Genomic DNA, 16,195 nt, shown 5'->3' with positions numbered 1-16,195 from the left:
ATTTGTGTAAAATGGAAAACATGAATGAACAAAAAAACCAGAAATATTTCATTCTGGTTTTTAAGTGAGGTTACACCTATAAGATTATTCTTTAATAACTTTAAATTCTTTCGATTTCATTGTGTCGGTTTTAATTTTGAAAAAATAAATACCACTAGAAAGTAAACTAGTATTAATTGTCAAAATCTGTTTTGTCTCAAACTCTAAAGTATTTATTCTTTGCCCAACAATATTGTATATCTCTAGATTTACTTTTGAATAAGTTCTACCTAAGTTAATTGTTAAAATATCTTGTGCCGGATTAGGATAAATTTTAATTTTCTCTTTGTTGATCTCTTCTGTGCTTAATGTAGAAATCATTACACATTCTGATATTTCAGTACAATTTCCATACGTAATTTCTACAGCATATTCTCCATTTGATGTTGGAGTAAATGTTTCATCAGTTTCATTAGCAATAGGTGTATTAGAACTATTACTGCAATCTAACCATTGATAAGTAGCATCACTTTGGTTAGATGTTAAAATGCCACCATTATTAGTAACTGTTGTATCCAGAGTTAAATTTTCACCAATAGTAAACGTTTGTTCAAATGTACAACCAGATATATCTGTTACTGTTAGGGTATAGTCTCCAGCAGTAGTTATATTAATTAAGTCTCTATCTGATGTCCCATTTGACCAAGAGTATGTATATGTTGGAAAACCATTCTGCATAGTTATTTCAATTTTACCTTGATTTATACAATCTATATCAGTAATACTTTGAGATGACAAACTCATTTTAATTGACTCATCTAAAAACTCACATGGTCGAGCTTCTTGAACGAATTCAAAAACTTCTGGACCCACATTAATGTGACCAGTTCGTGGAAACGGGTATGGGTTTTGTTGAAAAAATGCAAGAATGTATTCTGTACCTGTTTCGGATGAATTATTTGGTGATGTTATCCAATCTTCAACACTATCAACAATATATGTACAGTCATCTTCAGTTCTAACTAGAAATAGATCTTCCAATGTGTCATCATACGCAACAGTAGGTATCTCATTATCAAAGTTATAATAACAATCAACAGATGTAAATTCAATAGGAACAAAATCAATATTATTTGTTCTATCGGTTTCAATAAAATCTCCACCTTCATCAATCGCAGCGAATAAATATTTTATTCCTGTTGAATTTATTGGGTCAGATGTACTACCGTTATCACTAAGCGTATATGCTGTCATACTAATATTAATAGAACTTCCAGCACTAATATCTTGATTTATTACTAACAACCCATTGTCGGTTAGTTGGTGATCATTAAATACTCCACTTCCACCATCTCCATGAAAAATTTGGTCATCAGATAAAAATAGCTCCACATCAATATTATCTGTAACATCTACACTACCTAAATTAGAAACAATCATATCAACAGTTATGTAATCTCCTAATGCAGAAGCATAAGGAGTATAGTTTGTAATCTCGATAGCTAAATCTGGATAATCTGAATTATTACAGTTGTTCAATGTAATAGGAAATGCCCTAACGTTGTTTTGCTCATTAATTTCAGCAATTTCTTGATCTTCGTCAGCGATTAATAAAAGGTAGTAATCTCCAGGAGAAACACCTTCCCAATTGTTATTATCATCTCTTTCAAAAACTTGTCCTACATCATGAGAACCTGCATTTATGTTACTAGAATCAAAAAAGATATCAGAACCGTCAAAAAACTCATCTTGAGATATATAAACTTTATGTGAAACCTGAAATCCTCCAGAAACGTCTAAACTACCAATGTTTGTGATTTCCCAATACACTCGATATTCTTCGTTAAGACAAAGATTTTGAGGACTAACTTGTGTCGTTGTTCCATTAATTTCCCATTTAACAAAATCACAGATAATATCAGGTCCAGCAGGAGTAATAGTGGATATACCTACTGTTCGACTTTTATCATTATTATCTTCGTCTGTTTCATTTATTTCATTGTTATAATCAGCAATTGCAATCACTTTATAACTTCCAATAGAAGGGATTCCAGATGGCAAAAACATATCTCTATCTCTTACGCGATCATCACCTGCATCAATTTCTCCAAAACTTGCTAGACGCATAAACTCGTTAACATCATATTCTTCATCTCCATCAATATCTAAAAAATAAAGAACATCAAAATTATCAGCATCTTGATTTCCGTCATTATCAATTTCTAATTCAATATTAATTTCTTGATTTGGTGCTAATCCAGAATTTGCAATTACCGTCATACCTGTAATATCTAAATCTGGTCCATTTTGGTTAACTTGACCAATTTGTATTGGGAAAAAATCTAGATTATTATTTTCATTGCTTTCATTTATAAATCCAATATTATCTACTGCTGAAACTAGATAGTATTGACCATCAGAAATATTAGGTAAATCAACTAAAATGTCCCCATTAACTGTTTGATTGATTGATATTGTTTGTAGAATTGCTTCAGAATTTAAAAAATCATCACTATTTGTCAAATTTTGGTTGCTAGATAGATAAAAACTAATAGTAGGTAAGGTACTTGTTGATGTATCTCCTATATTTTTCACACTATAATTAATAGAAATTTGATCTCCTGCATCTGGGTTATTATCATTTACATTGGTAATATTACTTATTAAATCTATCCCAGTTCCACTACTTGAATTGTCATGAGTTACACAAATATTAAACCCACCTTGTCCGATAGGAGGTTCTATATTTCCAAAATCATAAACACGTATCCAATATCTTCCTCCTATCGTAAAATTATTATTTGTTAATATTGTAGTTACTCCATTACCTCCGGGAGTATCCTCACAGTCCCATGGATTTATTATCGGGCAGAAACTTCCACGATATACACTAACTACCGCATCAAGTGTTCCTGTTGGGTCTACAGTTATAGTATGAGTGTTACTTACAGCAATAAATGAATAAAAAACTCCAAAGCCATTCGGATTTTGATGAGAATCACAAGGAGGGGTAGGAATAGTTACCTCTCTTGTTGCGAAGTCTACACTTCCATAAACACTATTACAACTCGTACTACTTATTAAACTAATCGCATCATTACAATTATCATTAGTTGGTTCATTTCCTCCACCAGAACTATTATTAACAATTACTGTTACTTGATCGGTATCACTACATCCATTTTCTGTTACAGTTAATGTATATGTCGTTGTTTGAGATGGTGTAGCAATTGGATTCCAAATATTTGGGTTGTTTAACCCAGTCGTTGGTGACCAAGAAAATATTGAACCACCAGTACCTTGTAGTTGAATACTTTCTCCGTTCTGTATAGTAACATCTAAGCCTGCATTAGCTGTAACTTGACAATCGTCAAGATTATTAATTTTATGGGTTCTGTCTTCACCTGTTAATCCATTATCAAATGTAATTCCTTGACCTAAACCCGAACCTTGAATCACATGATTGTTTAAATTAGCAATATTTTCACCTTTAAGTAATTCATTATTATTTGTATCTAAACCTGTAAAAATTAAATCTCTTTGAATAGTTGTACCAGAATATACTAAATCAATATCCCACTGAGTTTTACTGATATTTGGTGTTAAAGAAAAAACTGTAGATATACCATCTACTTGGAGATTTAATGATTCTAGAGGTTCACTACTAAAAACTCTAACATGAAATTCATCACCGTTTTCAAAAATTGCACCACCATTGGAACCATTTAATTGCATGGAATTCCCATCTCTTTCCCACCGTTTATGATAGACATCCAGTAGTGAATAAATTACTAATACTCTTTCAACATAGGGATAGAAATTATCAATAATAAATGGTTCTGAAACAGAAGATTGAAATGGTCCAATATTACTGTAGAAAAAAGGGTTTCTTTCCTCAACAGGTTCTAAAACAGCTTTCATTCTATACAAACCATCTCCATAAAGGGATTCATTATTTATTTCTGCCATCCCATTATTATCTATATCTTGAATATTTGGATTTATAGCTCTACTATTAAAGTCTGTTAATGCTAAATAATAATCATCATAAAGACCATAATTATTAGTTGTGCCACTCCAATAGGCAGTTGGAGTTATTTTCCACTCATTTGGTACTTCCGAAACATCTTCCATTTCCTCTGGGTAAAAACCATTCGATTTGGAGCCAAAATCAAATTCAATAAAATTACCATCACTTTTTTTCATTTTTAAAAATGAATCTTCATTGTATCGGCTTATTTTTAATGAAATATTTTGAACATCAAACATTCCATTTTCATATCTCTTTATTAGTCCAGTTCTATGTTCCTCAGGTACTTCTGTTCTTATTTTCACATAAGAATTTTGATTTAAGCTAGAGAAATCAGTCATAATTACATTATAAGCAATACCAGTATAATTAAAATCATAAAGAGGATTAAAGGTGTTGCTATCGTCATTAAAGGTCATAACCTCGTTGATATTATCGATATTTGTAGTTGTATTGCCTGCACTATTTTTTAATTCTTTAACTGACTGTACATGTAGATGAGCAGCAAAACCAACAGAGTTACCAATTGGCGCTATAAGTTGAAATTGATTGAATGTATTACTCGTAGTAAAAGTTTCGTTAGATTCTATTATGCCATTATTATTGAGATCGTAACTAACTGTGTCTCCATTAGCTGTACTAATAGCTTTTATAGGATTAGCTTTTAAATTTATTATTGTTAAAGTTCCTTCATTTGTTGTTTTCATTACAAACCCACCTGATTCTTGAATTCCTGAGCTTCCACCTTCAAAAATATGTCTATACACAACATATTCATTGTTTGAATATTTAACTAAAATATTTTTAACGCCTGAATCATCAATAAAAACAACTTCACCATTCAAAGGTGTAACTATAGCGTCGCCTAGAATACTAGGGTTTGTAGAATCATCCTTACCAATATCAATACCACCATGAAAATCATAACCACTCTTTGGTCTTGGTCCATAATCTTCTGAAATTGCTCTCGAAGTAAATAATTGTGGGCTCGAATATGTTTCTGTACTATTATTCCAGTCAGCATATAAATGTTGTATTTGACCATAGCTACTTATTGAAAAAGCAATGAACAAATATGAAATTATTTTTTTCATTTATAAAGAATGTTTTTGAAAATTATTAGTTACATCTTTTATGTTATCTTTATTAAGATTGTTAACTGTGTAGATTTTTATTTCTTCGTTATTTCTTACGGCTGTAATATGTTGCCCTGTATCTCTATTTCCTAAATAATAACTACCTGCTTTTATATCTATAATGCTTACTATGGATTTTTTAGTTGTAATAAATAAATTATTTTCATTAAAAGAACCGTGAGCTAAATCTAAATTCAAATCGTTATTGTTAATCTGAATTTTTGTATTTGTTTGTAAGTCAAAAAAATCAATTTTATTTTCATTAATCAAACGATAATTTTCAGTTTCATCCTCATAAATAGAAGAATAAACAGCCAGATACTTTCCATTTGGTGAAATGCTTGGTAACATATAATTTTTATCATATAAAACATCCGAATCGAAGATCACATCACCAAACTGATTATAAACTTTGATAACAGAACTACTATAATTAAAATCTGAACTTTTTGCGGTATAAGTAACTCCGATATGGTTTGGGATTTTATCATTAAAAGTTGTCCGGTAAGCTATATTTCTATCAAGATGTGTTTGGGAAAAAGCAAGCTCAGCGTTGTTAACTTGAAAAGGATTTATTTGTCTATTTCCTAGCTTATATTGTAAATAAGGGTTCTCGGTAAATAAATTTATACTACCTATTTTTTCTTTTTCTTCGTTGTAAACTTCAATTTCTGAATAAATAAGTTTATGAGAAATTGGGTCTTTATTTTTTTTTAATTTAACTGTTAAGGTGTTCTTCTTTTGTTTGTTAACTTCTTGTGGAATTAGTTTATCATTTTTCCCTATTTCAACTTTATTTTGATTTGTAAAATCTTTGGAAGGGTTTATTGCAAAAGAGCCTCCAATAAAGAGAAATAAAAGAGCTCCAATAATTAATAAATATTTTTTCTTCATAATAAAATAATTTTAGCATGACAAAAGGTTACTTGTCAACATTTAAAATAAAAGTATGAAGCTTATTCAGTGTTTTCTAATAAGAATGAAAATCACCTGTTTTTCAATGAAAATCATTTATTCTTAATTGTATCTGTTGTAATGTAGAAGTGTGCGATGCGTTTTTCAACTTCAACTTTATATGTATCGGAAACCTCTAATACTTGGTCTGCAATTTTAATGCGCTTTCCATTGATTCTACCTTGTAAAGCAAATTCATTATCTAGATTAACAATGCAATCATCACTAATACGAACAAAGTGGTGTGGTATTTTTTTCAGAATAGAAGACAAATTATTAGGTACGATATATGATTTTTTTAGCCATGTATATACGCGAGCGTTATTTTTTTCTAATTTTATGTAAGTAGTCTTATTACGTTCTTTGGTTTTGACTTCATCTACTTTTTCGGTATTGGTAGTAAAATAAGCTATTTCTTTAAATGGTATTGGAACTTGTGAAATGGTTTCATTACCTAAATCTTTAGTGCTTTGAACATAATCTACATACGCCAATATGGAATCTTTATTGATTGATTTTTGTTGTGCTTTATTTTGCTCCAAAACTGTTTGTATAGAACGAATTAATCGTTTTTCATCTAAATGTGGTTTGGTTTGAATAACGATTGGTTCTTCTTCGGTAAGATTAATATCTTTTTTAGAAACAAAATCACCATGTTTTGTTTTAAGACTATTATAAAACGTTTGATCATCATCAAGGTCGGTAACATAAATAAATGGAATGTTGTATTCTTTTTGTAATAAACCACCAAGATAGATGCCATTATGTTCACCTTGTAAATCGATATCAAGTAGCACTAGGTCTGGTCGCTTTTTGTTAATGTTAGCAATTGCTTTTTCTACACTTGGCGTATAAGAATCCACAGAATAATAATGCTCTTTAAGAATCATTTTTAGTCTCTTATAGATAAGTGACTTGTCTTCAACAACGAGTATGTGTGCTTTTGCTTTCATTTATGCCGCAGTTTTAGGTAATGTTATATCCATAGTTACCCCATCAGAACCATCAATTGTAAACGTTCCCATATATTCTTTTGTTAAGAGTTGTATAGTTTCCATTCCAAAAGAGTCTAAATCTTCAATATTAAAACCTGTTGGTAAGCCTTTACCGTTATCTTTTAAGGATAAATGATAGTTGGAAGTATCCGACGTTAATTCAATATTGATAGCTCCTTGTTCGTTGTCATCAAATGCGTATTTATAGGAGTTAGTTACAAATTCATTTACAATAAGTCCAACAGGAAACGATGTATCAGCTAATATAGTTTCTTTGGAGTCAGTTGTATTGACAATGGTAACATTATTCTTTGCATAGGCTTCTTTAACGTTTTGAGTCAAAGTATCAATGTAACTTTTTGCTTGTACAGATGTTACATCATCTTTTTTAAAGAGTTGTTTGTGTACCTCAAACATGCTACGCATTCTATTTTGCAATTCATTCAACTTGGTTTGGTATGCCTGATTAGGAAATCGTCCTTTAGCAAGATTGATGAACAAATCGATAAATGAAAGATTATTTTTCATTCTGTGATGTAACTCTTTTTGAAGAGTTTCTACCATGTTTTTCTGCTGTTCTATTTCATCTTTTTGTTTACTAATAATCTGTTTTCCTTTGGCTTCGGATTTGTAGCGCCTCCAAATGAAAAAAGCTGAAATACCTAGTGTGATTAAGCCAAGTATAAGTAGCCAATTTCGAGTATTGGCTTTTTGGGTTAAAAGTTCTTGTTCTACATTATCTGCTTTTAGTTGGAGGTTTTCTTTTTCTTTAAGCTCATTATTATATTTAGCGTCTATTTCAGAAACTTCTTTTAGTTTTTGGGCAGAGGCTAGAGAGTCATCAAGGTTTTTGAATTTTTTATGATAATTTAAACTAGTTTTAAAATTATTATTTCGATCATATAAATTTGATAAATTCTGGTAAATGACTTTTTCTAATTTCTTTGGTAAGATTACTTCATCTAATGTGTCGTTTAAAATTTGTAATAATATATTTTCACCTTCGATTAATTGATTGGTTTCAATATATGCCCTTGATAAATTAATAATTCCATAATTCTCTATCTGCTTATATTTTAATTTTTGTGCTTTAGAAATAAGTTTTTTGAAATATGGTATTGATTTTTTGTATTGTTTACTTCTTAAATAATTAGCACCAATAGTATTAGCAACATCTGCAGCGAGTATAAGATTATCAGTTTCTTCAAGACATTTAAGAGCTTTTTGATTATAGTTGTTTCCTTCAACAAGATTTCCCAGTTTTGAATAATTTAATCCAATGAATCTATAAATGTCACATTCTTGTTCCTTCTTAGGATTGTCAATAATTTTAATTCTTCTTTCAGCATCTTTTAAATACTCGAGTGATTTAGAATAATTCTCATTTGATATATATATCCAACTTAGACCGATTAAAGATATTATTTGTAAATATTCAAAATTGTAATCCGTTGCAATAACTAAACATTTTTGTTGTGTTTTTATAGCTTCGGTATAATTCCCCATATTTGTATGAAGAGAAGCGAGTCCATTATAGGCATAACCTAAAGGTCTGTATTGTTCTGATTTTTCACCTAAACTAATTGCTTTACTATAATAAACAAATGAGCTGTCTTTTTGATTAAAAAATCTAAGCACTTTAGCTTTTTGATTAAAATTAACAATTCTAATAGAATCACTAAATTTATTTTCAGTATTATTTATTGTATTATTTATTGTTTTTATTGCATTGTCGTAATCTCCAATTCTTTGATACTTATCTGATAATAATATATTTCCAAAAGAAATATATTTCTTTTCATTTTGAATTTTAGCTTCTTCTATTAAATAATCAATATATAACCTAAAATCTTCTATCTTACTTTTATCTTTTTCTGAATTGCAAAAATCATATATAGTAACTAATTTCTTTTCTGTATGATTAATTACTTGTTTTAAACTATCAATTTTACTTTGCTGTCCAAAAAGAAAAAAAGAAAGAAGACTAAAAAAAAAGAAAAGGTATAACTGCTTCATATATGATGAATTAGATCTTAAATATAGATGTTAAAACTTTGTTAAACAATAGTTTAACTTACAATTAACAACATGAATATTCTCACTGAGAAATTCACTATTCTCACTTATATTGATAGTATTTTCATTTTAAATGTTGTAGAAAAGTAATTCGAATTACATCAGTTACATAAATATTATTCCCTAAAATGTTAATCTTGAATGAATTTGGCTTATCAAATAGGAGGGGTGCTTCAATTTGTAAAGTATAATTTAGTCATACTAATACAGTTGTGATAACCATTTTAGACACTGCCTAGGCTTTTGAAATAGCGGTTTTCAGACCTTGGTTGAACGACTAACGCTCCAAGCCTCTATCTTTCGATTTCTTGTTCTGCATGGTGTTAAGTTCATTTAGTCGTGATTGACTGCATTCTTGCTCAAACATGCGCTTCCCGTCTTGTAATCCTATGAAGTAATCGTTACGTGATTCGCTCTTGAGAAGATTTTCAAGAAGTTGAGGTTGATGTTCCGCTAGAAGATAAGCATGATTCACACCTTTGACGTATCGTTGTTTGTTTGCTATCTCCATTAGAATGTTGATTTACGATGAGTTTCTAAATAGGACATAATGGAATCGTAATCATACAAGATGATTTTCTTCTGTGGTTGGGAATATGAGATTGCTCCTGTATCACGAAGTTTCTGAATAGTGGTTCTACTTTTAACATTAAGAATTTCCATTGCACGTTCTTGTGACACCCATTTTTCTTTTGGGAGCTTATGCTTTTCTTTCATACGCTCAACAACTTGCTCAACAAGTTCATAAAAAGCTTCATCATGTAGACATATTACTTCCATGAACTAAAGGTATGAAATATTTAGAAGTCCAATACCTTATTCAAAGCTTCATCTTCTTCTTTATGCGTAAAGTTAGATTGATAGTTAATCGTTGTAGTAATTGAAGAGTGACGATACAATTTCTGTAAGGTTTGAATTGGAATCTTGTCACCCGATATATTGCCAAAGGTATGGCGAGCAATGTGCATCGTTAACTTCTTGTCAATTTCACATTTAGTTGCGATAGAGGCGAGGTACTTATTGAACTTCTTGGTAGCAGTTTTTGTTTTGGCTAAAATGTCTTTAGGAGATTTTAGATTTGCTTTCTTCATTTCGGGAAAGATAAAGTCATCATTTTCTTGTCTTGAGTCTTTGTAGTGTGAAATGATATCAATAGCTTTTTCGGGTAGTTGTAACGATAGTAATTTACTATTCTTGTTCATGCGATAGTGGAGGCGACCATCATAGATATCACCCCACTTGATCTTTAATACATCACCAACTCGCATACCTGCTAGATAGAAGCTAAAGAGCCATACATTACGTGCGTGTTGTTCTGCGGTACTAAGTTCTTCATTATTTGCAATCGCTTGAACTTCTTCAATAGAGAGTCCAACTTTTTTTGATTCGGGAAACTTGATTTTGATCTTGTCTCTTCCAAAAGGATAGTACTTCTGTTCAACGATTCCACTTCTGATTGCTCGATTAAATAATGTTCTTATTACTACTAGATTGTTAATGATTGATCGCTGACTAACTCCTTTTTCAATTTTTAGATACGACATAAATCGTCTGAGAAAGGTTTCATCAATCTCACGGAAGCTAAGTGAGGTTGATTTAGAAAAATTAATGACGTGGTTTACTCTAACTCTGTCAGCATAGAATTGATTGAGTTTTTTATTTGATTCAAGTTCGTTGAGGTATTCCTTTGAAAGATCATTGAAATTCTTATCACTCATTGGATTCTTAATCTCTTTCTTAATTTGCTGAGAACTTATTTCCATATCATTGGATTGTAGTTCAATGAGTGTTTTATTTGCTTCAGCAAGTTTAGCAGCAATGAGATTATTCAGTCGTGCAGAATTTGGATGTGATTTTCGTACCTTACGCTCATCTTCGTTCCAATACTTTTTGTCAATGTAATGACCAATATATATGTACGAAGGCTTACGATTTTTAATGATTCTCACAACCAATGGGTAGAGTCCCTCTTTGTTAGCTTTATTTCGTAAAAGCACTTTTACACTTGTTGCCATGTTTCTATCTTTTATCTAAGTTACGAAATTTGGGTAAAACATAGGTAAAACATTTAGTATTTTTTCATGGTTTTTTCTGAACAATGAATTTATTAAAATGCTGGTAATCAATTGATTTTTAGCGTATATACGTTCAAATGAGTTCAAAAGGAGTTGGACTTAAAATCCAATGGCCTTTGGGCCGTGCGGGTTCAAGTCCCGCCTCGAGTACTGAAACCCTTCTTAATCATTTGATTTTGAAGGGTTTTTATATTTTATGATGTTTGTTTTGTACGATTGTTGTACGGTCAATGTTGTTTTTGGTGTTTTTGACTTCAAAAGACTTCTTGTGTTGCTTACGTTAGTTAGTCCGTAATCATAACTTCAACTTTTAGCTTTTTTTAGCTGTTTTCCACAATTTGTATTTCATCTTCGGTAAGTCCGTAGAGTTCGTATACCATTTGATCTATTTCGTTTTCTAACTTACTTGTGTCTGCTTGTGGGTTGTCTTTTTTTACAGATAAGATTTGGTTAGTCTTAAATACAAAATCATCTTGATTTTCTGTTAAGGCTATTGGAAATTTATACAGATCGCTATTTTTAAGCTGTGGGGTACTATCTATATTTGTAACTAATTCATTCAAGTACATAAAATTTAATAATTTCGAATTCATTAATGATAATAAAAATAAAGGATTGATACTATCATTGACCTCATAAATAAAATATAGTGATTGTTCGGGAAATACTCCAGTCAAATCAATGGTACAAATCAATGGTATTCCTGTTTTTCTTAATAAAATTTTTGGAATATAACCCAACTTGTAAGTATCTCTAGTTCTTCCTGTCACATTAGTATCATTAAATTCAAAGTATAAGGTTTCTAATGTTTTAAATCTTCCTATAGATTTACCTTTTAATATTTTTATTTGATTAGAATTAATCTTTTCGTTTGTTATTAACTTTGATTTCCCACCAAATCCAGAAGTAGCTGATGCAATAGATTTTAACTTTGGAAAAGTGTTAAGTTTATCTATTAAAGAAAAAATATGACTGTTTTTATAACTCTTGAAGTCAAAATTGCTATTTGTCAAATATGTTTTATTTGATATTTCTATATTCTGTGCTTTAGGGTTATATTTCACGCTGATTTGATAATCTTCTTTAAGGCTCTTTTTAAGTAAAAAAGTCATTGTATCTGTTATTATATCAGGGAAATCCCACCTGTAAGTAACTTCAATTAAAATTGTTTTAGTTAAAATATATTCCCTCAAATAATTAAGAGATTCATTTGAGCCTAATCGGTCAGGAACAATTTGACAATTGTAACCATCATTATGCAATAATTCTATACTTCTTTTCACAAAATACTCATATAAATTAGGCATGTATGTATTTTCGGGGAAACTTTTTTTGTAAAATTTCAATAATGATTCATCCTTAATTGAACTATGTTTTCCCATTAAAGAAACCCAAGGCGGATTTCCTATAATCACATCAAAACCAATATAGCTACCATCATCTTCGAGTACTTCGGGAAATTCAAAACGCCACTCAAAGGCATTGCGGTATATGGCATTATTTACAATTTCTTCTTTTTCAAAATAGGTTTTTTCAGCTTTTACTTTCAGTTTTTTGAGTTTGTCTCTATCTACTTTGGTTATTTTTTCTTCAAAGGCTTTGAGGTTTTTTTGTCGTTCCTGCTCGTTTATAAGTTTCCCTTGTGCCTTTTGAAATTTGTCTATAAAGGCATTGTCTAGCGTGCTTTTAAAGTTGTTTTTAACCTCGTCAATTATTTCTAATACTTCGCGCTTGCGTTCTTTGCTATTGGTTTCTTTGTACTCTGCAACTGCATTTTTGTAATCTATGAAACTGTGTGCAACTTCTTTGCCTTTAAAAGCGTCTTTTAAGTCATCATCTAAAGTAAACCTACTTATTAGAGAGTTTCCGCACTTTATATTTATGTCAATATTTGGAAGTGTTTGCAGTCGGTTATCGCTGTTATAATAGGCGTTTTTTAGTAACTCAATCCACAGACGCAAACGGCATATTTTTACTGAATTTGGGTTAATGTCTACACCAAATAAACAGTTTTCTATCAATGTTTGTTTTTCGTGAAATAAGGTGTGTTGTATGCGCACACTTTCTTTGTCATTTGGGTTGTATTCAAATAATGCACCTCTATCATCTAATACATATAATTCGTCGTTTACGATTTCAATATCACAGCGAAGCGGTAAGCCTTTGGCATCAACTAAAATTCGTAGTTCGTTTTTTATGGCTATTAATTCATTTAAGGCACTTACTAAGAAGTGACCAGAACCCACCGCAGGATCACAAATACGCAAACTGTTGACAATTGCATTAAATCGTTTTAAATCATCTATTCTAAATTTCTTCAGACAGTATGACTGTAAGTCTTCAAAGGTTTCTATTTCGTCGTCTTCATGTTCCTTAAATTTCTGTATTACAGCACGTCTAAGCGTTTCTTTACACATATACATGGTTATGTATGCAGGCGTGTAAAATGAGCCTTCTTTGTAGCCGTTTATCTTTTCAAATATTAACCCTAATACAGAAGCATTTATTAACGATTTGGATTCTTGTCCGTCTTCAATTCCTTCATTTCCATCTGTGGCAAAGTCAAACGCATCTAAGAATTTAAACAGGTAATCTAACGTAGAAAGTTTTCCTTTTAGCCTTTTTCCGTTTGCATCTTTTAAAACAGTACTGCTATAAATTACAATTTCGTCATTGTTTAACGCTGAAATTTCAAAAGCTTCGGATTCTAAAGTATTTCGCTCAAATAAAGAACTGTTTAAGTACGGAATATCTTTGTACTTTTCTTTGTATTTTGGGTGTCTTTCTTCTTCTTGCTTTGCTAATGCGGAAAAGAATAAGTCATTCAATTCATCATAATCATGTACAAAATTTGATTGTAGAAACTTATATTTTGCATCCTTATGATAGGTTACTAATTGCGATTCTAAAAGCTTTAAAAATAAAATACGGTTAACCCAAGTCAAACACAATTCTAAGCCTACGTTAAAGGCTTTGTCTGCTCCATTGTCTACACTTTTTACATTGGTTAAGTAATCTCTATCTTCGAGTAATACAATTGCATTTTCTAGTAAAGACGCATAGTCTCTATCTTTTTGATCTTTGCGATTTATGATTTTTTTTCCTTTGTCTTTTATTTCTTCTAATCCAATGATATGCAGTAATTCATTGTAAAAAGCTTTGTTTAGTTGGTTACTATCATTGCCAAACGAATGCCCTAACAAATGGACATCTGAAAATATTTTGAAAAGTGTATTTAGGTGTGCATCACTTAATTTATTGAAATCTGTTTTTGAAAAATCTAAGTGAACATAAGGCAAACTCTGCTCAACCTCTGCAATATATTTTTTTGCAATTTCATTGTAGAAAAGTTCATTTTTTGAGGTGTCTTTGAGTCCATCTCTAAAGGCTTTATATTCTTTTAGTAAAGCTTTGTTTTTATAGAAATAATCATAAAAATCGGATGCGTTGAACAAATACCATTCATAGCCATTTGTAGCAATCAAATGTTTAATATTATTATTTTCATTGTCTACACGTTCCCGTAAATAATATAAAAGAAGTTCCTGTAATGCTTTCCGATTAAGGTTTTTAGTAGTTAGAAACTCTGCTTTGTTACTTGGTTTCTTTGCTTCAATAATAACACCTACATCGGATTTTACAGTATTATCCAAGTAGATTGCCAAATCAATTCTATCTTTAGTATTTATGTAGTTATCCGCATAGAACGTAGACTTAAAAAACTTTATAAAATGTGCTTTTATATGTTCTTCGTATTCTCCATTACTATCACTTAACTTTACAGCGTCAATACAGTTTTGTAATTGTGTAGTAAAATTGGTTACGTCTTTACGTAGTGGTTTATGTTTTCGATAAGCTGGATTAAGTGCCTTTCTAGTATTTATTTTATTCATAGTTTTTAGTAAAGAATATTTTCATTTACAAATCTTAGCAGTATTACTATACTGTTTTACTGAAAATGTAAGAATTTAAAAATAGTGACTTCTTTTAAAACTAGCTTACGGAATTGCGTATTTTTTTAAATTGGCTATGATGTTGAGGTATTCAAGCAAAAAAGAACTACTCGAAATCTTCTTCTTTTGGAAAGCTTTTACTATCTCCGTAACTAAAATACTCTTTATCTTCACATATTATAATGTGATCGAGTAACAAAATATTTAGAATTTTTGCGCCTTGTAGTAGTTTGTATGTTAGTTTTTGAACGCTTTTAGTAGGTTTTAAGTTCCCGCTTGGGCGATTATGACAAATAATGATTTTTGTACACTTTTTTGATACTGCAAAGCTGAATACGTCTACGGGTTCTATGTTGTCTACGCTTAACGTGCCAATTGAAACGAGTTCGATATACTCAATGTCATTTGCGGTATTTAAACCAATTGCCCAAAAGTATTCCTTTTTACGGTGTAATCTATTTTGACGTAATAGTATTTTACGCATGATGCGTGCAACGTCTTCGCCATTGGCAATATTTATGTCTTCGTCTTTTGGTAAGCGTAAATTCATTGGTTAATTTTTTAATGATTGTAGTATAGAAAAATACGAGATTGAAATCACTTGGTTTGCTGTTTAAATATATTTAGCAAGCGTTACACTCATAGGCGTTACAAATACCGTTACAGTTGCTTAAAAAGGGTTAAGCGTGGACTAAAAGCGGTGCGCAACGTATTGCATTACATGGAATTTTAGTTTACAGTACCTTTTTACGATTTTCTTTACTTCCTATTGAAAACGTCCAATAATTCCAAACCGTTTTTAAAGTTCTCTTTTATTTCGTTCATGTCAATAACTGATCCCATTGAAGCCATATTTAAAATGTAAACTTTCATAGACTTTTTTAATGCGTCTTCTAGTAAAGATATTGCTTCGCTGTTTGGGTTTTCTGCTTTGACTACTTTTAAGGCTTTTACGATACTATCTATGTTGTCCTGCATTGGTTTTACGTTTTGAGTT

At 30.6% G+C, this 16,195-nt stretch carries 9 protein-coding genes; all 9 read right to left on the bottom strand.

Annotation, left to right across the window (positions count from 1 at the left end):
• Positions 1 to 84: 84 nt before the first annotated feature.
• The 9 genes from ACQ654_RS10220 to ACQ654_RS10180 all read right to left on the bottom strand — a co-directional run bounded on the left by ACQ654_RS10220 (position 85) and on the right by ACQ654_RS10180 (position 16,176).
• Positions 85 to 5,103 carry a CARDB domain-containing protein gene (locus ACQ654_RS10220; protein WP_430410231.1) on the bottom strand — a complete coding sequence of 1,673 codons (5,019 nt, stop codon included), beginning with the start codon at positions 5,101 to 5,103 and terminating at the stop codon, positions 85 to 87.
• Positions 5,104 to 6,039, bottom strand: a complete 936-nt coding sequence (locus ACQ654_RS10215) for a hypothetical protein (protein WP_430410230.1) — start codon at positions 6,037 to 6,039, stop codon at positions 5,104 to 5,106.
• Positions 6,040 to 6,152: 113 nt separating this feature from the next.
• Positions 6,153 to 7,052 (bottom strand): response regulator transcription factor, encoded by a 900-nt coding sequence (locus tag ACQ654_RS10210; RefSeq protein ID WP_430410229.1) that lies wholly within the window; start codon positions 7,050 to 7,052, stop codon positions 6,153 to 6,155.
• Complete coding sequence (locus ACQ654_RS10205) at positions 7,053 to 9,110, bottom strand: tetratricopeptide repeat-containing sensor histidine kinase (RefSeq protein ID WP_430410228.1); 2,058 nt, start codon at positions 9,108 to 9,110, stop codon at positions 7,053 to 7,055.
• Positions 9,111 to 9,680: 570 nt separating this feature from the next.
• Positions 9,681 to 9,950 (bottom strand): hypothetical protein, encoded by a 270-nt coding sequence (locus tag ACQ654_RS10200; RefSeq protein WP_430410227.1) that lies wholly within the window; start codon positions 9,948 to 9,950, stop codon positions 9,681 to 9,683.
• A 20-nt stretch (positions 9,951 to 9,970) separates the two neighbouring features.
• A complete protein-coding gene (locus ACQ654_RS10195; RefSeq protein ID WP_430410226.1) occupies positions 9,971 to 11,185 on the bottom strand; it encodes a tyrosine-type recombinase/integrase in 1,215 nt (404 codons plus the stop codon).
• 380 nt (positions 11,186 to 11,565) lie between these two features.
• A complete protein-coding gene (locus tag ACQ654_RS10190; RefSeq protein WP_430410225.1) occupies positions 11,566 to 15,138 on the bottom strand; it encodes a DUF7149 domain-containing protein in 3,573 nt (1,190 codons plus the stop codon).
• A 166-nt stretch (positions 15,139 to 15,304) separates the two neighbouring features.
• A complete protein-coding gene (locus ACQ654_RS10185; protein ID WP_430410224.1) occupies positions 15,305 to 15,748 on the bottom strand; it encodes a JAB domain-containing protein in 444 nt (147 codons plus the stop codon).
• Positions 15,749 to 15,957: 209 nt separating this feature from the next.
• Complete coding sequence (locus tag ACQ654_RS10180) at positions 15,958 to 16,176, bottom strand: hypothetical protein (RefSeq protein WP_430410223.1); 219 nt, start codon at positions 16,174 to 16,176, stop codon at positions 15,958 to 15,960.
• Positions 16,177 to 16,195 lie beyond the last annotated feature (19 nt).

This window comes from Kordia sp. (genome assembly GCF_965283645.1).
Taxonomy (GTDB): domain Bacteria; phylum Bacteroidota; class Bacteroidia; order Flavobacteriales; family Flavobacteriaceae; genus Kordia.
This window is presented reverse-complemented; position numbering and strand designations above follow the sequence as displayed.

What these genes read in the sequence shown, in the direction of transcription:
- ACQ654_RS10220 (WP_430410231.1), bottom strand. Translation starts at nt 5,103, where the DNA reads ATGAAAAAAATAATTTCATATTTGTTCATTGCTTTTTCAATAAGTAGC.
- ACQ654_RS10215 (WP_430410230.1), bottom strand. Translation starts at nt 6,039, where the DNA reads ATGAAGAAAAAATATTTATTAATTATTGGAGCTCTTTTATTTCTCTTT.
- ACQ654_RS10210 (WP_430410229.1), bottom strand. Translation starts at nt 7,052, where the DNA reads ATGAAAGCAAAAGCACACATACTCGTTGTTGAAGACAAGTCACTTATC.
- ACQ654_RS10205 (WP_430410228.1), bottom strand. Translation starts at nt 9,110, where the DNA reads ATGAAGCAGTTATACCTTTTCTTTTTTTTTAGTCTTCTTTCTTTTTTT.
- ACQ654_RS10200 (WP_430410227.1), bottom strand. Translation starts at nt 9,950, where the DNA reads ATGGAAGTAATATGTCTACATGATGAAGCTTTTTATGAACTTGTTGAG.
- ACQ654_RS10195 (WP_430410226.1), bottom strand. Translation starts at nt 11,185, where the DNA reads ATGGCAACAAGTGTAAAAGTGCTTTTACGAAATAAAGCTAACAAAGAG.
- ACQ654_RS10190 (WP_430410225.1), bottom strand. Translation starts at nt 15,138, where the DNA reads ATGAATAAAATAAATACTAGAAAGGCACTTAATCCAGCTTATCGAAAA.
- ACQ654_RS10185 (WP_430410224.1), bottom strand. Translation starts at nt 15,748, where the DNA reads ATGAATTTACGCTTACCAAAAGACGAAGACATAAATATTGCCAATGGC.
- ACQ654_RS10180 (WP_430410223.1), bottom strand. Translation starts at nt 16,176, where the DNA reads ATGCAGGACAACATAGATAGTATCGTAAAAGCCTTAAAAGTAGTCAAA.